Source organism: Clostridium sp. TJA085 (genome assembly GCF_058310235.1).
This window is the reverse complement of sequence record NZ_JBZEEZ010000001.1, coordinates 123,597-142,750: the sequence shown is the minus strand read 5'-3', so window position 1 is coordinate 142,750 and position 19,154 is coordinate 123,597. Positions and strand designations below refer to the sequence as shown.

Here is a 19,154-nt window from a genome sequence, read left to right as displayed (position 1 = left end):
AATTTTAACTTTATTTTACCATATTTTTTTGAATAAATTTCAAACATATGTGTAAAAAAATAAATTTTTGACAAAAATCATAATATAAATCAAATAGAAAGGAGCAATATTTTCATGGAAAATAAAGAATTAGTTTGTTTAGCATGTGATTATTCTTGTACTCTATTACTAACTTTAGAAAACTCTAAATTAATAGGTATAGAAGGCAATAAATGTAATAAAGGAGTGTTATATGCTAGTAAAAGATGTATAGTGCCCTCTAGCATAGTAAAAACTATTATTAAAGTTAATAACGGCTCTTCAAAAACATTGACAGTCAAAAGTGAACTAGGAGTTCCAAAATCTCTTATTTTTTCTATTTTAAATGAATTAAAAGATTTAACTGTAAATGCTCCTATAAATAATGGAGATATAATAAAAGAAAATATTTGTAATACAGGAATAAATATAATAGCCGAAGGTAACGTAAAATTATATTCATAATTTTAAAGTTTAAACGTATACTTAGTAATAACAATACCTCTCTAAAAAATTATAAAATATTTCTAATAGCTAATGTTTAATTAAAAGCCCAATTAAAATTTTTAATTGGGCTTTTAATATTTATTTTAATTTTAAATTAATACTGATAATAAATATAGAATCCATAGTTGCAATGGATAAAATACGTAAAAAAACCATCTAAAGTCTTTTCCTTTTTTTCCATTATATATGTATATAAACGGTATAGTAAATATAATCATCCACTGAGGATATTTTAATAAAGCTTCAATATTAAATCCTGGGAAAAATAATGCCGAAAAAACAAAAATCGCAAGATACATATCTCTTCTATTATTAAAACATTTATAAAAAATGAAAACAAAAGCAGGTCCTAATATTAAAGACTCAGTAAATATTCCAAGTGATGTACCAACTAAAACTTTTACAAAAGCCTTCTTAAAATCCTTACCTCTAAATTCTACTAATCCATTTAACATTATAAATCCAGCTGATAAAGCTAAAAACATATTATTTGGCATAATATATACTTTATTATAGAATGCATACCTTAAAATATATCCTCCACATACTATTAAAAAAATAATTATAGATGTCATTTTATCTGATATTATTTTAGATTTTAAAGTTATTACTAAAATAGTCACCATAAAAATTAAAACTAATAAACTAACTACATATGATAGTAAATTAAAATTACTATACATTAGATTGTTTCCATCTACCCCTTTTAATATTAAAACAGATAATATTAAATTTCCTATAAACATTATTTCAGCTGCTACTAATAATCTTTTTTGATAATTATTTTTTGAAGACGTTTTAAAATATCCTTCTACTAAAAGATAAAAAAATATTGGCATAACAACTCTTCCTACATAAGTGAACCAAAAAGGTGCTCCATCAAAGAAAAATCTTATACTATCCAATACCATAAATAGTACCATTAATAATTTTAGTTTAAATCTGTCCATCTCTTTCTCCTTTGTATTTATTCCACATTAATAAATTATACATCTTTAACCTTTACATTAAAAGTCTTTTGTAATACTATAACTAATATATAATATTAAAGAGGTGACATGATGAAAATTTTATCTTATAAAGTTAAATATAATGAGGTAGATGACATAATTACAAAATTACAAATAAACGATATTTTTAATGTATTTTATGAAAATCCATTAGAAATAACAACAGATGAATTTGGATATGGTTATATTGAAAAAGATAATGAACCTATAATTTTAAAAGTAGCATATGATGAAGAACTTAATAAATTTGATGAATTTTTGAAAAGAATAAATTTAATATTAGATAAAGAACCATCATCAATCGAAGAAGTAAATTATGAATATGAAGAATTTAGTATACCACCTATTGTTATAAATGATAATTGGGTTTTAGCAAGTCCAGAAGAAGAAGTTCAAGGAAAAAATAAAATAAACTTTATATCTCAAGGGGCCTTTGGAACAGGACTTCATGAAACAACTCAAGACTTATTATCTGTAATACTTGAGAAAGACTTTTCTAATAAAAGAGTTTTAGATATTGGTACTGGATCTGGAATTCTTTCTCTAGCAACTGCTATAAAAGGTGCAAGTGAAGTTGTAGCACTAGATATTAGAGATGTTTATGATGAAGTTATGTTAAATGCATCATTAAATAATATAAATACTATAAAAGTTTTAGTTGGAGATGCTATATCAAATGAAGTAAAAATTGATGGATTATTTGATTGGATTTATATAAACATAGGAGGAGCTGAAACCGAAATGTTTATGCCTATTATAAATAAACATTTAAAACCATCAGGTAAACTGTTAGTTTCTGGGCTTGTAGAATGGAGTTTTGACTCTGTAAAATCTATTGTAGAAGCTAATGGTTTTGTTATGAATGAAAAGTTACAAAGCCAAGAATGGTGTACAGCAATATTTTCAAACATTAGATAATAATTGAAATTAATTTCCTCATTTTTTATTATTGTGCTATAATACTACTTAATATCGGGTTTTCTTCTAAAGGAGGTATTCATATGAAAAAAATATTGATATGTTTTTTTGCTATGTTAGCTTTAACTATAAATTTGGCACTTCCTGCATTTGCCGATCCAAAAGATAACATAGAAAAAAGTAAAGCTGAGTACAAACAACTAAGTGAGGAAATTAAAAATTTAGATAATAAAATAGCAAATTTAGATTCAGAAATAAATAAAATAAATACGAGCATTGATAACAATAAAGTAAAAATTAATTCAATCGAAAAAGAAATTGATACTACAAAAGGTAAAATAGATGAAACAAAAGAAGATATAGCTAAAGGACAAGCTATCTTATCACAAAGATTGCGTTCCGCTTATAAATCTGGTAGCTACTCCATTTCATCATATATTACTTTTCTATTTCAGTCAAAAGGGCTAAGTGATTTAGTTGGTAGAATTGAAGCAGTTGAAAAACTTGTAAGTGCTGATAATGATACAATTAATGAACTAAAAACTAATGAAAACAACTTACAAAATGATATAAAAAATTTGATAAACCAAAAAAGTGAAATATTAAAACTTAATGATGAAAACTCTAAAAATTTAAAAACCGTTGTTTCTAAACAAAGTGAACTTAAAGAAGCTAAGGCTAAATTTGATTCTCAAAAAGCACAAGTTGAATCAGTTATAAAAGAAAATGAATTAAAACTTATTTCTTATCCAATAAATACTATAAATTCATCTTCTTCATCAATTAACGATTTACAAAATGCAGTTGAAACATTAAAACAATTATTACCTCAAATATCTACATCATCAGTTATAGATGAAGCTAAATCTTATATTTCAAAAGGAAATGACTTAATTAGCAAAAAGAAAGAAGCAGAAAAAACACCTGCTACTCCAAATAATAATTCTAATACACCTAGCAAACCATCTAGCGGTAAAAAAACTTTATCAATGGAAGCTACAGCCTATTCGGGTCATACTACTACTGCTATGGGGTTAAAGCCAGTTAGAGATCCAAATGGTATAAGTACAGTAGCCGTAGATCCAAATGTTATTCCTTTAGGAAGTAAAGTTTATGTAAGTGGTTATGGATATGCAATTGCATCAGATACTGGTGGTGCCATTAAAGGAAATATAATTGATTTATTTATGAATTCAGAAGCCGAATGTACTCAGTTTGGTAGACAACAAGTTACAGTAACTATAATAGCTTATCCAAATGAATGGTAAAAAAATAGCCAAGCTAATAAAAGCTTGGCTATTTTTTATTTCTTATATAAAGCCTTCCAAGTATTCTTTCCAACTATTCCATCAACTAATAATCCATTATTTTTCTGAAATAATCTTATTTCCCTTTCTGTAACATCTCCAAAATATCCATCTACCCCATAAGGACTTAAACTATATTTATTAGCTAAAAGCCTTTTTTGAATCAACTTAGTTATATTACCACTGCTATATTTTCTTAATATTATACAAGCATCTAATGTTTTCTCTCCAAAATACCCATCTACATTAAGACCCCTATTAAATTGTTTGTTTAACTCTAATTGAAGTTTTTTAACTTCTTCTCCACTTATAGATTCTTGCCATAAATGTTTAGTTATACTTATATTAGACTTATTTTCTTCTACTACTATTTCTTTTCCTATTAATCCTTCTGCTATATTTTTACCTATTTTATCATAACCTAAAGCTTTATATAGTTGTACATCTTTAACAGCTTCTACAAAACAAACCTCTATTATCATAGCCTTCATAATTGTATGCTTAAGTTCATAAAGATTTTTATTATTTTTAATTCCTCTATTTTTAAATCCAAGTTTCCCTAAATTATCTACTACTCTTTTTGCCTCTATAAAATTATCATTATAAGTGAGCACTTCTGATCCTATAGCACCATCATATTTATTATATGCTTTATTAAAATGACAACTCACAAATAAATCTACTTTTAACTCATTAGCCTTATTTACTCCATAGGCTAATTCTTCTCCGACAGTTTTATAATAATCACTTGGAGTTAAATCTACAACATCTATTTTTGCAATTTTTAAATATTTAATAATTGAATCTTTTATATTTCTATTTTCTTTTGTTTCATCTAATATTCCTTTAGAACCTGGTACTGAAAAAGTGTGCCCTGCCCTTATTGCTATTTTCATATAAACCCTCCTTTTTAACTTTAGTAAATACTTAAATTAATAAAATATTTATCTATATATAAGATATGCATAGTTTATATTTTTTCAACAAATAAACAAAAAAACATTAATATATAAAATATTAATGCTTTTTAAAATTACTTATTTTTCTGTTTTGGAAAAATCATATTTGGATATACTTTCTTTAAATATGAATTTGGATAATGCTCATCTAAAAATCTATCTATTGCATTATTAGCTTTAACGTGATTTATTCTTGCAACTTCTCTTCTTACAGCAAGTGCAGATAATATTATATTAGGTACCATAATTATTATAAAAATATAAGTCCAAATTTTTATTGTTTTATTTGAAAAATGATTAATAATTTTATTAAATAAAGGATATATTTCTTTTATAAAAAATAATCCTAATATTCCCCAAAATACACAATATTCAATACTTGTTCTTCCATTAATGCTAAGTGCTTTACTTGTATAATCCCATGATATTGTTCCTACCATCTTTTGCTGTACCCATGAACAAGTATACTCAAAAAAACCACCTAAAACTGCACTTATTAAAAATATTATAAATCCATCCCATTTTGCAATTTTATATAAAAGTATTGTACAAAGAACACAACCTATACCATATACAGGACTAAATGGACCATATAATAACCCTTGTCTACTTTCAAAATACCCATTTCTTATGAAACACCAAATCATTTCCACAGCATATCCTAAAACCGAACCTATCATAAATATCCAAATTAATTTATAAAAATTTATTTCTTTTTTTGAATTAAACATATACTCTTCTCCTTCCATAATATCAATATAAAAATAATATCATTATATTAAATATTTAAAGAAAATTTCCTTTTAAATTTTTTTTAATTTTAAACATAAAAAGAAAAACACTAGGTAATACCCTAGTGTTTTTCATATATGAGATAAGCCATAAGCGGAGTTCTGTATTAAGCAATCATCTATCTAGGCTTACTATTGCTAGTAAGCTCAAGCGACACACCACGAAACGGGACGGGCAGCCCCAAAATGTTTCTTTCTCGGTCTTGCTCCAAGTGGGGTTTACATAGCCATAATGTCTCCATTATGCTGGTGAGCTCTTACCTCGCCTTTCCATCCTTACCTAAAAATAGGCGGTATATTTCTGTTGCACTATCCTTCGAGTCGCCTCGACTGGCCGTTAGCCAGCACCCTGCCCTATGGAGCTCCGACTTTCCTCTCCTAGCTCTAAGGCTAGCAGCGATTGCACGTCTTACTCACATTGTATATACTATCATATATTTTTTCATTTTACAAATGAAATTTTTTACAACTCACAAAGTAAAAGTAATATTATAAGCAATAATGCCATTATAACTACTCCAGTTAATCCAACTCCAAATAATAATAATGCACAAACCATTGCACCACAAACACAACATTTTGCTGGAGTAAACCAACAAAAAAAGATTGATTTTTTAAATTCATTAAAAGGAGATTTCCCCCTTGATCCTAAATTTCTAAATCCGCTCATAAATTTATTAAAGCCATTACTTTCACTATTCATCTTATACTTTGACTTCTTACCCATAGCACCATCCATTAAACATTATTATTATTTAATATATGATGATATAACTCATTTGTTAACTAAACAAATGTATATGGATCTTTATTAACTTTAGATTCTATAAACTTTATTTCCATAAATTTATCTTTTAATGGTTTTATTGCCTCTAAAAAAGCTAACCATTCAGTCCCAAAATGTCCTGCATCTATTATAGTTATTCCAAGTTCTTTATAATCAGATGCAAAATGATATGTAGTATCTCCTGTTATTATACAATCTGCTCCTAAATTTACTGATTCACTTATAAAATCTTGTCCACTACCATTTATTATAGCTAATTTTTTTACATATTCATTTCCTGTAACAACTCTTAAACTTTGAATACCAAGTTTTTCTTTTATTAAAGCAACTAAATCTTCTACTTTTAAATTATCTTTTAAACTTACGATTCTACCAAGTCCAGCTTCAGAAAACTCACTATTTTTTGATTTTTCTATTATCATATCAGAATCAAACCCTAATATTTTTACTATCTTATCATTTATTCCATTTTGAACTGAATCTAAATTAGTATGACTTGAATAAAGAGATATATCATTTTTTATAAGTTCAATTATTTTATTTCCAAGCAAATCATTTTTAACTATTCTATTTGGTTTTCTAAATATTAATGGATGATGTGTTATTATCATATCACATTTATTTTCAATAGCCTCTTTTATTACATTATTTGTACAATCAAGAGCTAATAAAATCTTAGAAACTTCTTTTTCTTCATCCCCAACCATAAGACCTACATTATCAAAATCTTCTTTAAGTACTTCTGGAGCTATTTCATTCATAAATTTTTTTATATCTTTAACTTTTATACTCATAAATCTCATCTCCAAATATTAATTATTTATATATTGAGCTAAATTATTTAATATATCTACCTTTTCTTTTAATTCTTTTTTTCTTTCTATAGCACTTTCTGTATCATCATCTATGAAATTTAAAATTTTATTATACTTTTCAATTTTAGAATTTATGTATTCTTTCATTACTGGATGCTTATCTCTTAATAACTTAGGGCTAATTTCATAATATATTTTATCTAATTCTGTAACTTCCCCATCTTTAACCCTAACTTTAAATAACTCATAATATTTTTCTTCATCTATACATAAATCTTCTTCAATTACCTCATAACCATTTGTATAAAGGTATTCTCTTAATACTTCTGGATTTTGAGCTGGTTGAAGTATTATAAATTCAAAACCTTTAGCTTTTTCTTTATCAGCTTCAAGTATATCTCTTATTAAATTCCCTCCCATTCCAGCTATAACTAATCCTTGTGCTTCTCCTTTTTTTATAGGATCAAGACCGCCTCCTAGTCTAACCTCAACATTTTCATCTACTCCTTCAAATATTGAATTTAGCTTTGCTTTATCTAAAGGATCTTTATTTATATCTGTGGCAATAGACTTTTGGCATATATTTTTTGATACTGCATATATAGGAATATATCCGTGGTCAGTTCCAACATCTACTAAAGTTTCGCACTTATCAATATAATTAGCTATTAAATTTAATCTTTTACTTAATTCCATATGTATTCTCCTATTTCCTAATGATGATTTATTTTCTTTTGTTTTAAGTATATATTATATCATAAATTTAAAATTAAAATAGCACCACATTTTGGTGCTATTTTAAGACTAATCTAAATAGTCCTTAAGTTTTTTACTTCTTGATGGATGTCTTAATTTTCTTAAAGCTTTTGCTTCTATTTGTCTAATTCTTTCTCTAGTTACGTTGAACTCTTTACCAACTTCTTCTAGAGTTCTTGCTCTTCCATCATCTAAACCAAATCTAAGTCTTAATACTTTTTCTTCTCTTGGAGTTAAAGTATCTAATACATTTATAAGTTGTTCTTTTAGCATTGTAAACGCAGCTGCTTCAGCTGGAGCTAAAGCATCATCATCTGGTATAAAATCTCCTAAATGGCTATCTTCTTCTTCTCCTATTGGTGTTTCAAGTGAAACTGGCTCTTGAGCTATTTTTTGAATTTCTCTGACCTTTTCAACAGGTAAATCCATAACTTTTGAAATTTCTTCTGGGAATGGATCTCTACCTAATTCTTGAAGTAATTGTCTTTGAACTCTTATAAGTTTATTTATAGTTTCAACCATATGAACTGGTATTCTTATAGTTCTTGCTTGATCTGCAATAGCTCTTGTAATCGCCTGTCTTATCCACCAAGTAGCATAAGTTGAAAATTTAAATCCTTTTCTATAATCGAATTTTTCTACAGCTTTTATAAGACCTAAATTACCTTCTTGTATAAGATCTAGGAAAAGCATACCTCTTCCTACATATCTTTTAGCAATACTTACAACAAGTCTAAGGTTTGCTTCTGCAAGCTTTTTCTTAGCATATTGACTTCCTTCTTCAATTTGATTTGCAAGTTTAATTTCTTCTTCTGAAGATAATAAAGGTACTTTTCCAATTTCTTTTAAATACATTCTAACAGGGTCATCTATAGCTATACCTTCTGGTACACTTAAATCTAATTCTTCTTCAGCCTCTTCAACTTCTGCATGTGGTTCCCCAGTTACTTCTATTCCCATTGATTCTAATACTTCATATATTTTTTCTATTTGTTCTGGACTTAATTCAATATTGTCTATTTCATCCATAATTTCTTTATAAGTTAAGGAACCATTCTTTTTCCCTTTATCTATTAAATTTTTAACTACAACCATTTTTTGATTTCTATCTTTTTTTTCTTCTTTACCTTTAACTTTTGTTTTTCCTGCCATAATTTGTTACCTCCTTCCGTCATGACCATTTAATCTCTCTCGCCCTTTTTTAATTCACTATTTAATTTATTTAATTCTAGTGCAATTTTTATTGAATCTTCTATTAATCCTTTTTCAGCTAATTCTTTTTGCTTCTTTTTAAGCTTATCAATTTCTCTCTTTAATTTAAAACTCTTAACCTCTTTTATGTAATCTAATATTAGTCTTTGTTTATCCGTAGCTTTTAAAACTTGGAATTCTTTTATTTTTACCCATTCCTTAGAAGATTCTATATCATCACACCCAGCTTCAACATGTAAAGTAATATCTTTTAATCCTTTTTCTTTTCCATCTTTAATAAGATTAAAAATTTTAGAGTAAGAATTAGAAATTAGATCCTCAGAGGAAATATTATTAACTATTTCTCCATAAAAATCTTCATCTAACATTAATTTTATTAATGCTTTTTCAGCTTTTAAATAACCAGGTTCTACATATAATTTTGTTCCAAATTCTTCCTTTTTATTCACTAAATCATCAGTTTTCGTATTTCTATTTATAGCAATTAAATCATATAAGGATTGCTCCTTTATTCCTGTATCTTCTGATATACTTTTTACGTAAATATCTTTTTCTACAGGATTTAACTTTGCTAGTATTTCAGTAACTCTATCACCATATTCTATAAGAGAAGTTTTTTCTTTAAAGTTTATTCCCTCTTTTGCTCTTTTTAGCTTATAAGATATTAAATCTTCAGCATTATTAACAAGTTTTAAGAAAGCATCCTTTCCATTGCTTCTTACAAACTCATCTGGATCTTTTCCCTGAGGTATTTGTAATACCCTAACATCAAATCCTGCTTCCCTTAGTATATCAAGTCCTCTAATTGTAGCTGTTTGACCTGCAACATCTGCATCATAAGAGATAATCACTTTATCTGCATATCTTTTAAGAAGACGTGCTTGATTTACAGTTAATGCAGTTCCTAAAGATGCAACTACATTAGTTATTCCATATTGATGAAGAGATATTAAATCCATATACCCTTCAACTATTATAAAATACCTATCTTCTAACTTATTTTTTATAGCAAAGTTTAATCCATATAAATTAGTTCCTTTTTGAAATACTAAGGTCTCTGGAGAATTTAAATATTTGGGTTTAGAGTCATCTAAAACTCTCCCACCAAAACCTATAACATCTCCTTTTATATTAAATACTGGAAACATTACTCTATTTCTGAACCTATCATATAATGTTCCTTTTTGACTTCTTATAATAAGACCTGCCTCAAGAATTAATTCATCACTAAATCCTTGCTTATTTAGATAATATCTTAGATTTTGCCATCCATCTTTTGAATAACCAAGCCCAAACCTCTTTATAGTTAAATCTTTAATTCCCCTATTACTGAAATATTCTTTAGCTTTTGAATCTCTTTGAAGGTTAGAAAAAAAATATCTAGCTGCTGCTACATTAACCTTATATAAAAGATTTTTCTTTTTAACAACCTTACTTTCTTCACCATTTCCAAGACTTAAAGGAATATTAGCTCTCTCTGCAAGTAACTTACACGCTTCAATAAAATTTAGATTTTTTTGTTTCATAACAAATGTAAGTACATTGCCAGCTTCTCCACATCCAAAACATTTGTAGATTTGTTTATCTTGAGAAACACTAAAGGAAGGTGATTTTTCATTATGGAACGGACAAAGTCCCATGTAATTTCTACCTGATCTTTTAAGTTTTACTACATCTGAAATAACATCAACAATATCATTCTCTTGTTTAATTCTTTCAATAGTTTCTTCTGTAATACGCAAGGAGCTCTCTCCCTCCTCAGCTTTTTTATGCAACTTATTTTATATTCGACATTTTTTTGCTTATCCCTTCTTTTATTATAAACATTTTTTGTAGAATATTATATTTTGTTGCTCTTTTTATACATATTCTTCTTAAATATTCAAATTCCTTCTTTTGTATACAAATTTATTTTTCCTTAATTTGTATTTTTTATTCCTTTTTTTAGTATATAACTAGTTTTGGAACATAAATTTCATTAAATTTATTTAAACAATAATCATCACTCATACCAGCTATATAATCACAAACTCCTCTTTCTAATCCTTCCCTTTCAACAATTTCTGAATAAAGCTTAGGCATTTTATTTGGATTTTTCATATAATAATTTATTATATGTTCTAATATAAATTTAGCTTTATCCCTCTCTATCTTTAAAATTTCACCTAAATAAATATTTTTAAACATAAATTTTCTAAGTTCTATCATAGCTTCATCTTTTTCTTTGCTAAGACCTACTTTTAAAATTCCATTTTCTAAGTTTTTATTAGATTCATTTATAAAATCTGTTACTAAACTTTCAATTCTAGTAGAATGATTATTACCTAAAACTTTAATAACTTCTTTTGGAAGTTCCTCTTCCCTTAACATATTTGCTCTTATAGAATCATCTATATCATGATTTAAATATGCAATTTTATCAGAATATTTAACAACTATCCCTTCTAAAGTAAATGCATTATTTTTTTTATTTTTTGAAAGACCACTATGATTTATAATTCCATCTAAAACTTCTTTAGTTAAATTTAAACCTCTTCCATCCCTTTCTAACTTTTCAACAACTCTAACGCTTTGCTCATTGTGTCTAAATCCACCCTTTAAAAAATCATTTAAAACTTCTTCTCCATTATGCGCAAATGCAACATGGCCTAAATCATGCCCTAATGCTATAGCTTCTATTAAATACTCATTAAGACCTATCCCTATTCCTATAGTTCTTGCAATTTGTGAAACTTCTAAAGTGTGTGTTAACCTTCTTCTGTAATGATCCCCATTAGTTCTTATATATACTTGTGTTTTATCTTTAAGTCTTCTAAACGCTTTAGAATGTATTATTCTATCTCTATCTACCATAAAACAAGTTCTTATGCTGTCATTTTTTTCATTGATTTTTCTTCCTAGACTTTCTGAAGAATACTTCGCCTCTTTTCTTAATGTCAACCTTTCAAAATTCTCAATTTTTTCTCTTATATACACATAATTCACCTCTAATTAAATAATTCTATATATATCTTTAAAATCCTTTATTTATTAATTCACCTTAGTATTTGCAAAAATTTTAAATTTATTATTATTCTATTTAGATAAACTTTATAATAAATATAGTAATAACAAATACAAAAAATAAAAATTAAATGTTGACAAGTAAAATAAATTTAATAATAAGCAATGTATTTAAGGAGATTATTTAATGAGCAAAAAGTATAAAAATAAATGTAAAGATATATTTTCAGAAGAAAATATAAAAAAAAATATTTTGATTCATTATGGATTAGATGATGCTAATATTGAAATAATAAAATTTAAAGATACAGATAAACAAAGAGCAGTTTATAAAATAAATAAGTCTGGTATTTCCTACTGCTTAAAAAAAGTTTATTTTGATGAAAAAAATTTACTTTTTGTTTATTCTGCTTTAGAGTGGTTATGGAAAAATGGAATAAAAACACCAACTCTTTTAAATACTTTATCTAAAGAGAAATATGTTAAATTTAAAAATATGTTTTTCATTCTCACCCCTTGGATAGATGGTGTTAAATGTGATTTTGACAATTTAGATCATTTAGTAATCTCAATAAGACAACTTGCTGGAATTCATTCTTACTCAAGAAAATTTAAACCTATACCTGGAAGTGAAAATCGCATAGGCCTTTCTGATTATTACATATCTACAACAAAGCATTTTGAACAGTTATTATCATTTTATAACTTAGCTTCTAAATCATCAGATAAATTTTCTAATGAATATATAAAAACCTTTGATGATAACTTAGAACTTGCTAAAGCTTCATTATATTTAACATCAAATATAAATAATAATGAATTATCTAAATCTTTATGCCACGGTGATTATGTAAATAAAAATATTATATTTGATTACAATTCTAATATATGGGTAATAGATTTAGATAAATGTAGATTTGATTATTCTGCTAGAGATTTTGGATATTTTCTTAGAAGGCTTTTAAGACGAGATACAACCTGTTTTGATATAGAACTTACCTTATCACTATTAAGAGAATACAATAATATAACTAATCTTACCCCTTCTGATTTAAGATATATTTTAGCATATGTTGCCTTTCCGCAAAAATTTTGGAAAATATCAAGAGATTATTATAAAAACTTAAATAAATGCAATAAAGATGCATTTTTTGCTCTTCTACAAAAATCTAATGATAAAACTTATTTTCATCTTAAATTCATTAATGAAATAATACCTAGAATAGAATCTGAATATGGATTTAAACTTTAAAAAAGTCCTAGAGAATAAATTCTCTAGGACTTTTTTACTTATCTTTTATTCTTTACTTGTGCTTGAGCTGCTGCAAGTCTTGCAAGTGGAACCCTAAATGGTGAACAAGATACATAATCTAAACCTATATTATGGAAGAATTCAACAGATGAAGGATCTCCACCATGTTCTCCACATATACCAAGTTTTATATTTTCTCTTGTTGATTTACCTTTATCTACTGCCATTTTAACTAATTGTCCAACTCCATTTTGATCAAGTTTTGCAAATGGATCTTGCTCATAAATTCCTTTTTCATAATATGAACCTAAGAATTTAGCTGCATCATCTCTTGAAAATCCGAAAGTCATTTGAGTTAAATCGTTTGTACCAAATGAGAAGAATTCTGCTTCTTTTGCTATTTCATCAGCAGTAATACAAGCTCTTGGAATTTCTATCATAGTTCCAACTTTGTATTCTATCTTAGTTCCTTTTTCATCCATAACTAATTCTGCTGTTTTAACAACTACATCTTTAACATATTTTAATTCTTTAAGTTCTCCAACTAATGGAATCATAATTTCTGGTATTACATTATATCCTCTTTCAACATTAACAGCTATTGCAGCTTCAATAATTGCTCTTGTTTGCATTTCTGCAATTTCAGGATAAGTTACTGCAAGACGACAACCTCTATGTCCCATCATTGGATTAAATTCATGTTTACTCTCTACAGCATTTTTTATTTCTGATACATCAATATTTAATTCTTTAGCTAATGCTTTCATATCTTCATCAGTATGAGGTAAGAATTCATGTAGTGGTGGATCCAAAAGTCTTATTGTAGCTGGCATACCTTTAAGAGCTTCATATATTCCTATAAAATCTGCTCTTTGCATTGGAAGTATTTTATTAAGTGCTTTTCTTCTTTCTTCTACTGTTTTAGCTATTATCATTTCTCTAACAGCTAAAATTCTATCTTCAGCAAAGAACATATGCTCTGTTCTACAAAGACCTATTCCTTCTGCTCCAAATTCTACAGCTTGTTTAGCATCTCTTGGAGTATCAGCATTAGTTCTAACCTTTAATGCTCTTATTTCATCAACCCACTCCATGAAAGTTTTAAAGTGTCCTGTTATTTCTGGAGTAACTGTTTTTATTTTTTCTCCATATACATTTCCAGTAGTTCCATCTATTGAAATATAATCTTTATCAGTATAAACTTTTCCATTAACTTCTAAAGTCTTATTTTCTTCATTTACTTTTAAATCTCCGCATCCTGCAACACAACAAGTTCCCATTCCTCTAGCTACAACAGCTGCATGTGAAGTCATACCTCCTCTAACAGTAAGTATTCCTTCTGCTGCTATCATACCTTCTATATCTTCTGGTGATGTTTCAAGTCTAACTAAAACTACTTGTTCTCCATTTGCTGCTCTCTCTTTTGCTTCTTCTGCAGTAAATGCTATTTTACCACATGCAGCACCTGGTGATGCAGGTAATCCTTTTGCTATAGGATTTGCTTTCTTTAAATCATCATCATAAAACGTTGGATGAAGAAGTGTATCTAATTGTTTTGGCTCAACTTTAAGTATTGCCTCTTCTTTTGAAATCATACCTTCATCTACTAAGTCAACTGCAATCTTAAGTGCTGATTGAGCTGTTCTTTTACCATTTCTAGTTTGAAGGAAATATAATTTTCCTTCTTCAATTGTTATTTCCATATCTTGCATATCTTTATAATGCTTTTCTAATATGTTAACTATGTCAACAAATTCTTTATATATTTTAGGATTTTGTTCTTCTAGTTTCTTTATAGGAAGAGGTGTTCTTATTCCTGCAACAACATCTTCTCCTTGGGCATTCATTAAATATTCTCCATAAATTTCATTTTCTCCATTTGCTGGATTTCTTGAGAATACAACTCCTGTTCCTGAAGTTTCTCCTTTATTACCAAATACCATTTCTTGAACATTTACTGCTGTTCCCCATTCACCTGGTATATCATTTAATCTTCTATATACTATAGCTCTTGGATTATTCCATGATCTAAATACAGCAGTTACCGCTTCAATTAATTGTGTTTTTGGATCTTGAGGGAATTCTTCCCCTTTTTCTTTTACATATATTTGTTTATACATTGAAACAAGCTCTTTTAAATCCTCTGCAGTTAACTCTGTATCAAATTCAACTCCATTACGCTCTTTCATTTCATCAATTTTATTTTCAAATAATCTCTTTTCAATTCCCATAACAACATCTGAGAACATTTGAATAAATCTTCTATATGAATCATAAGCAAATCTAGGATTATTTGTAGCCTTTGCCATAGCCTCAACAGAAGCATCATTTAACCCAAGATTTAATATGGTATCCATCATACCAGGCATTGAAACCCTAGCCCCTGATCTTACTGAAACAAGAAGTGGATTTTCAGTACTTCCAAACTCCTTTCCAGTAACTTTTTCTAATTCCTTCATAGATTTTTCTATTTCTTCTATTATTGAAGACGCAATTATTTTCCCATCTTCATAATATTTATTACAAGCCTCTGTTGTAACTGTAAATCCTTGTGGAACTGGTACTCCAAGACTTGACATTTCCGCTAGATTGGCACCCTTTCCACCTAGCAAATTTTTCATTGACGCATTTCCTTCCTTAAAAAGATAAACGTACTTTTTTTCCATCTCAATACTCCTCCGTTCAATACTAATGTTATCTATACTATCGGCAATATTACCGTAGTTAGCTAAGTTTAATTATTTATTATTCCCTAGTTTAACAAATAACCTTGTAACGTTAGTTTTTGACACTTTACCCACTATTTTGTATTGTTCTTTATCTTCTACCATAATTTTTTCAACAATTGGAATACTATCAATTTCATGTTCTATTATTTTTTTTGCTATATCATAAGCTGGATCATCAACTGTGCCACATACTATGTTAGGCATTCTAGTCATTATCACACCTACAGGTACTCTATGAATATCCGTGCCTCCTATTGCAATTTTAAGAAAATCTTTTCTTGAAACTGCACCAGTTAAAACTCCTGCATTTTCAACAAATAAAGTTCCTACATCATTCAAAAACAAGTATACGATTGCATCGTAAACTGTTGTACTTTCATTCACTATAGAAGGTTTGGACATAATATCTTTAACCTTTATTTCATTTATATATTCATTTACTAAACTACTCTTTGGTTTATTTGAGTATACATATCCAACCTTAGGTCTTGCATCTAATGTACCTATCATCGTCAATATTGCAAGATCAGCTCTTAAGGCAGCTCTCGTTACCCCTAGTTTCTCTGCTAAAGCTTCGCTAGTTATAGGCTGTCCTTCTTTTACTAGCTTAATTATCTCCTCTTGTCTTTCTGACAATTTCAAAATCGATCCCTCTTTCTAATACAAGGAATATTGAATAAATTGTTATTTTTTGAAATTATAATATAATTATACCACTCAATTCCATTTTTGTCATAACTTTTCCCATTTTTTGTAATTAATTTATAAAATATTCCTTGTTAATTGATTTTATCTTAAAAATTTTATAGTTTTGATTATTTTGTATTTTAATTATTCTTTATCATCAAAATTTACTGTATATGTATATACAGTATCTTCTCCACTATAAACATTAGTTTTGTTCTTTTTGTTTTTTGTACTATTTATTTTATCTTTAACCATTTCAGTAAAATTTAATGCCTTACCCTTAACTTCTTTGGCTGCACTTTCAACATACTTATTTACAACTTCAATACTTCCATCAGATTTTATTATTTCAATAGTTAACTTAGTTGCAACAGCTGCAATTACTCCAAAAGCTAGTATAGGCGGAATAATAACAGCTATAACTGTTGCTGCTATTCCAGCATTTACTGGGACATCTACAATTAACTCATTATCTTTTTTTACCCTTATTCTACTTACATTTCCTTTTTCTATAATATCCTTTAACCATGTTTTAAGCTCATCAATAGTTAATGATTTTTTTTCATTATCATTTTTACTTGAATTTTCTTCAGCAAATGGTACTACAACACTATTTTCTATATATATTAAAGCTTCTAAAACATCCCCATCATTAAGTTCTAATGCTTTTTTTGCAGCTTCATAAGTAACTCCTGTTCTTTCTCTTATTTGGTCTACTTTTTCTAAAGTAATTTCTTTCATAAATTATCACTCCTTTAAGTAATTTAGCATCTCTAAACTTTTAGGTTTTTTTGAATAATTTGATGATATTATAAAGCTTGTAACTCTCTCAATTTCTTTTTTTATATCTTTTGATAAATTAAGTCTAAAAATTTTATCTGCAGTAGTATTAGATAAAAATTTTAATGAATTATAGCATCCCTTTGAAACATAAAGTCCATGAGTTTTTTCGCATTCATCACAAACTCCTCCAAAATTAGAAAGACTTATATAATTTGATACATTTATTTTTTTTCTACAATTTACACAATAGTCTAATACCACTCCATATCCAGTAGCTTTTAAAAGTTTTAATTCAAAGGACCTTATAAGCAACTCATAATCTATAGCATCAGTATCTAAAAGATATAGTGTAGTTATAAACTCTTTGTAAAGATATAAGTTCCTCTCTCCCTCTACTAATGCTATATCAATAAGCTCACATAAATATGATGAATATGTAAGCTTATCTAAGTTACTCATAAGGCCTTGAAACGAATTAATTATTTTACCTTCTTGAATATTAGATAAATTTTTACCTTTAAATATTGTATAATCTCCATAGCAAAGTGGAAGTGTAATTGCAAATAAACCACTCTTACTTTTTTTTGCTCCCCTAGCTACAGCTGTAATTTTACCTAACCCTTCAGTGTAAATCCAGATTAACTTATCATTTTCTTTATAATCAAGAGCTTTAATAATAACACCTCTTGTATTTATTAAAGACAATTAAAATCAACCTCCAAATATTTACTTAAGCTTTTTATATCCAAGTTCCTTAAGCAATATTTGGTTGTCTCTCCATTCTTTTCTTACTTTAACCCATATTTTTATATTAACTTTGCTTCTTAAAAATCTTTCTAATTCATATCTTGAAGATTCACCTATTCTTTTTAAACATTGCCCATTTTTCCCTATTATTATTCCTTTATGAGAATCTTTTTCGCATATTAAGTCAACTTCAATATGATAAGTTCCATTTTCTTTTTGTTTCATTTGTATTACATCTACTGCTATACCATGTGGAACTTCATCTCTTAATGTTCTAAGAGCCTTTTCTCTTACTATTTCTGATACTACAAATCTTTCTTGAACATCAGTTATCATATCTTCCGGATAATATTTAGGACCTTCTGGTAATTCTGCTACCATAAGTTCTAATAATTTATCAACATTTTTTCCTTTCATTGCTGATATAGGAATTATTTCTTTAAAATCAAACTCTTTTGAAAACTCTACTAATGTTTTAGCTACAGTTTCTTTACTAAATTCATCAACTTTATTTATAACTAAAAAAACTGGAGCTTTTTTATCTCTTAATGATTCTAGTATAAATTTATCTCCTCTTCCAATCTCCTCACCTGGATTAGTTAAGAAAAGAATTAAATCAACATCTTTAGTTGATTCCTTTGCTGAATTAACCATGTATTCTCCAAGCTTATGTTTAGGCTTATGAATACCTGGTGTATCAACGAAAATCATTTGATAATCATCTGTTGTTAATATTGTCTGTATATTATTTCTTGTTGTTTGTGGTTTATTAGAAACTATTGAAAGCTTCTCACCCATTATATAATTCATTAATGTAGATTTTCCAACATTTGGTCTTCCTACAATTGAAACAAATCCTGATTTAAACATTTT

The 19,154-nt window shown here is 27.4% G+C and carries 18 protein-coding genes and 1 other RNA gene; 4 read left to right on the top strand and 15 right to left on the bottom strand.

From position 1 onward, the window contains the following. Positions 1–114 precede the first annotated feature (114 nt). Positions 115–483 (top strand): DUF1667 domain-containing protein, encoded by a 369-nt coding sequence (locus AC4FQW_RS00715; RefSeq protein ID WP_303128708.1) that lies wholly within the window; start codon positions 115–117, stop codon positions 481–483. Positions 484–614: 131 nt separating this feature from the next. On the opposite strand, the gene AC4FQW_RS00710 is transcribed toward AC4FQW_RS00715, so the two are convergent. Next, complete coding sequence (locus AC4FQW_RS00710) at positions 615–1,475, bottom strand: TraX family protein (RefSeq protein WP_491146789.1); 861 nt, start codon at positions 1,473–1,475, stop codon at positions 615–617. Positions 1,476–1,586: 111 nt separating this feature from the next. Here AC4FQW_RS00710 and AC4FQW_RS00705 point away from each other — a divergent pair, with 111 nt between their 5' ends. Both AC4FQW_RS00705 and AC4FQW_RS00700 read left to right on the top strand, forming a co-directional pair. Then, on the top strand, positions 1,587–2,453 hold the full coding sequence (locus AC4FQW_RS00705) for a 50S ribosomal protein L11 methyltransferase (RefSeq protein WP_491148127.1): 867 nt from the start codon (positions 1,587–1,589) through the stop codon (positions 2,451–2,453). An 83-nt stretch (positions 2,454–2,536) separates the two neighbouring features. Continuing rightward, positions 2,537–3,721: a 3D domain-containing protein gene (locus AC4FQW_RS00700; RefSeq protein ID WP_303128710.1), complete on the top strand. Its 1,185-nt coding sequence runs from the start codon at positions 2,537–2,539 to the stop codon at positions 3,719–3,721. Between the two features lie 35 nt (positions 3,722–3,756). On the opposite strand, the gene AC4FQW_RS00695 is transcribed toward AC4FQW_RS00700, so the two are convergent. From AC4FQW_RS00695 to AC4FQW_RS00655, 9 genes are all read right to left on the bottom strand, one after another. Next, positions 3,757–4,656 carry an N-acetylmuramoyl-L-alanine amidase gene (locus AC4FQW_RS00695; RefSeq protein ID WP_491146788.1) on the bottom strand — a complete coding sequence of 300 codons (900 nt, stop codon included), beginning with the start codon at positions 4,654–4,656 and terminating at the stop codon, positions 3,757–3,759. A gap of 137 nt (positions 4,657–4,793) precedes the next feature. Continuing rightward, entirely contained in the window at positions 4,794–5,450 is a 657-nt protein-coding gene (locus AC4FQW_RS00690) for a putative ABC transporter permease (RefSeq protein ID WP_491146787.1), read from the bottom strand. Positions 5,451–5,585: 135 nt separating this feature from the next. Further along, positions 5,586–5,926: RNase P RNA component class A (gene rnpB / locus AC4FQW_RS00685), an RNA gene on the bottom strand. Positions 5,927–5,973: 47 nt separating this feature from the next. Next, a complete protein-coding gene (locus tag AC4FQW_RS00680; protein WP_491146786.1) occupies positions 5,974–6,237 on the bottom strand; it encodes a hypothetical protein in 264 nt (87 codons plus the stop codon). Positions 6,238–6,296: 59 nt separating this feature from the next. Further along, a complete protein-coding gene (locus tag AC4FQW_RS00675) occupies positions 6,297–7,091 on the bottom strand; it encodes a Nif3-like dinuclear metal center hexameric protein (RefSeq protein ID WP_491146785.1) in 795 nt (264 codons plus the stop codon). An 18-nt stretch (positions 7,092–7,109) separates the two neighbouring features. Then, complete coding sequence (locus AC4FQW_RS00670; RefSeq protein WP_491146784.1) at positions 7,110–7,808, bottom strand: tRNA (adenine(22)-N(1))-methyltransferase; 699 nt, start codon at positions 7,806–7,808, stop codon at positions 7,110–7,112. 108 nt (positions 7,809–7,916) lie between these two features. Continuing rightward, positions 7,917–9,020 carry an RNA polymerase sigma factor RpoD gene (gene rpoD, locus AC4FQW_RS00665; RefSeq protein ID WP_303128578.1) on the bottom strand — a complete coding sequence of 368 codons (1,104 nt, stop codon included), beginning with the start codon at positions 9,018–9,020 and terminating at the stop codon, positions 7,917–7,919. 29 nt (positions 9,021–9,049) lie between these two features. Then, complete coding sequence (gene dnaG, locus AC4FQW_RS00660) at positions 9,050–10,822, bottom strand: DNA primase (protein ID WP_491146783.1); 1,773 nt, start codon at positions 10,820–10,822, stop codon at positions 9,050–9,052. A gap of 202 nt (positions 10,823–11,024) precedes the next feature. Further along, a complete protein-coding gene (locus tag AC4FQW_RS00655; RefSeq protein ID WP_491146782.1) occupies positions 11,025–12,056 on the bottom strand; it encodes a deoxyguanosinetriphosphate triphosphohydrolase in 1,032 nt (343 codons plus the stop codon). A 214-nt stretch (positions 12,057–12,270) separates the two neighbouring features. Here AC4FQW_RS00655 and AC4FQW_RS00650 point away from each other — a divergent pair, with 214 nt between their 5' ends. Then, positions 12,271–13,335 carry a CotS family spore coat protein gene (locus AC4FQW_RS00650; RefSeq protein ID WP_303128571.1) on the top strand — a complete coding sequence of 355 codons (1,065 nt, stop codon included), beginning with the start codon at positions 12,271–12,273 and terminating at the stop codon, positions 13,333–13,335. A 38-nt stretch (positions 13,336–13,373) separates the two neighbouring features. On the opposite strand, the gene ppdK is transcribed toward AC4FQW_RS00650, so the two are convergent. From ppdK to era, 5 genes are all read right to left on the bottom strand, one after another. Further along, the gene (gene ppdK / locus AC4FQW_RS00645) at positions 13,374–16,001 is read right to left on the bottom strand and encodes a pyruvate, phosphate dikinase (protein ID WP_491146781.1); all 2,628 of its coding nucleotides are present in this window, start codon (positions 15,999–16,001) and stop codon (positions 13,374–13,376) included. Positions 16,002–16,073: 72 nt separating this feature from the next. After that, entirely contained in the window at positions 16,074–16,706 is a 633-nt protein-coding gene (ccpN, locus tag AC4FQW_RS00640; RefSeq protein WP_303128565.1) for a transcriptional regulator CcpN, read from the bottom strand. Positions 16,707–16,895: 189 nt separating this feature from the next. After that, entirely contained in the window at positions 16,896–17,492 is a 597-nt protein-coding gene (locus AC4FQW_RS00635) for a DUF4342 domain-containing protein (RefSeq protein WP_491146780.1), read from the bottom strand. 6 nt (positions 17,493–17,498) lie between these two features. Then, entirely contained in the window at positions 17,499–18,239 is a 741-nt protein-coding gene (gene recO, locus AC4FQW_RS00630) for a DNA repair protein RecO (RefSeq protein WP_491146779.1), read from the bottom strand. A 21-nt stretch (positions 18,240–18,260) separates the two neighbouring features. Continuing rightward, positions 18,261–19,151, bottom strand: a complete 891-nt coding sequence (gene era, locus AC4FQW_RS00625) for a GTPase Era (protein ID WP_303128558.1) — start codon at positions 19,149–19,151, stop codon at positions 18,261–18,263. Positions 19,152–19,154 lie beyond the last annotated feature (3 nt).

Excerpts from the sequence above, each read along its gene's own strand:
- AC4FQW_RS00700 (WP_303128710.1), top strand. The coding sequence starts at position 2,537 with ATGAAAAAAATATTGATATGTTTTTTTGCTATGTTAGCTTTAACTATA.
- AC4FQW_RS00635 (WP_491146780.1), bottom strand. The coding sequence starts at position 17,492 with ATGAAAGAAATTACTTTAGAAAAAGTAGACCAAATAAGAGAAAGAACA.
- AC4FQW_RS00680 (WP_491146786.1), bottom strand. The coding sequence starts at position 6,237 with ATGGGTAAGAAGTCAAAGTATAAGATGAATAGTGAAAGTAATGGCTTT.
- era (WP_303128558.1), bottom strand. The coding sequence starts at position 19,151 with ATGTTTAAATCAGGATTTGTTTCAATTGTAGGAAGACCAAATGTTGGA.
- AC4FQW_RS00675 (WP_491146785.1), bottom strand. The coding sequence starts at position 7,091 with ATGAGTATAAAAGTTAAAGATATAAAAAAATTTATGAATGAAATAGCT.
- AC4FQW_RS00705 (WP_491148127.1), top strand. The coding sequence starts at position 1,587 with ATGAAAATTTTATCTTATAAAGTTAAATATAATGAGGTAGATGACATA.
- AC4FQW_RS00670 (WP_491146784.1), bottom strand. The coding sequence starts at position 7,808 with ATGGAATTAAGTAAAAGATTAAATTTAATAGCTAATTATATTGATAAG.
- rpoD (WP_303128578.1), bottom strand. The coding sequence starts at position 9,020 with ATGGCAGGAAAAACAAAAGTTAAAGGTAAAGAAGAAAAAAAAGATAGA.
- AC4FQW_RS00715 (WP_303128708.1), top strand. The coding sequence starts at position 115 with ATGGAAAATAAAGAATTAGTTTGTTTAGCATGTGATTATTCTTGTACT.
- ppdK (WP_491146781.1), bottom strand. The coding sequence starts at position 16,001 with ATGGAAAAAAAGTACGTTTATCTTTTTAAGGAAGGAAATGCGTCAATG.
- AC4FQW_RS00695 (WP_491146788.1), bottom strand. The coding sequence starts at position 4,656 with ATGAAAATAGCAATAAGGGCAGGGCACACTTTTTCAGTACCAGGTTCT.
- AC4FQW_RS00690 (WP_491146787.1), bottom strand. The coding sequence starts at position 5,450 with ATGTTTAATTCAAAAAAAGAAATAAATTTTTATAAATTAATTTGGATA.
- AC4FQW_RS00650 (WP_303128571.1), top strand. The coding sequence starts at position 12,271 with ATGAGCAAAAAGTATAAAAATAAATGTAAAGATATATTTTCAGAAGAA.
- AC4FQW_RS00710 (WP_491146789.1), bottom strand. The coding sequence starts at position 1,475 with ATGGACAGATTTAAACTAAAATTATTAATGGTACTATTTATGGTATTG.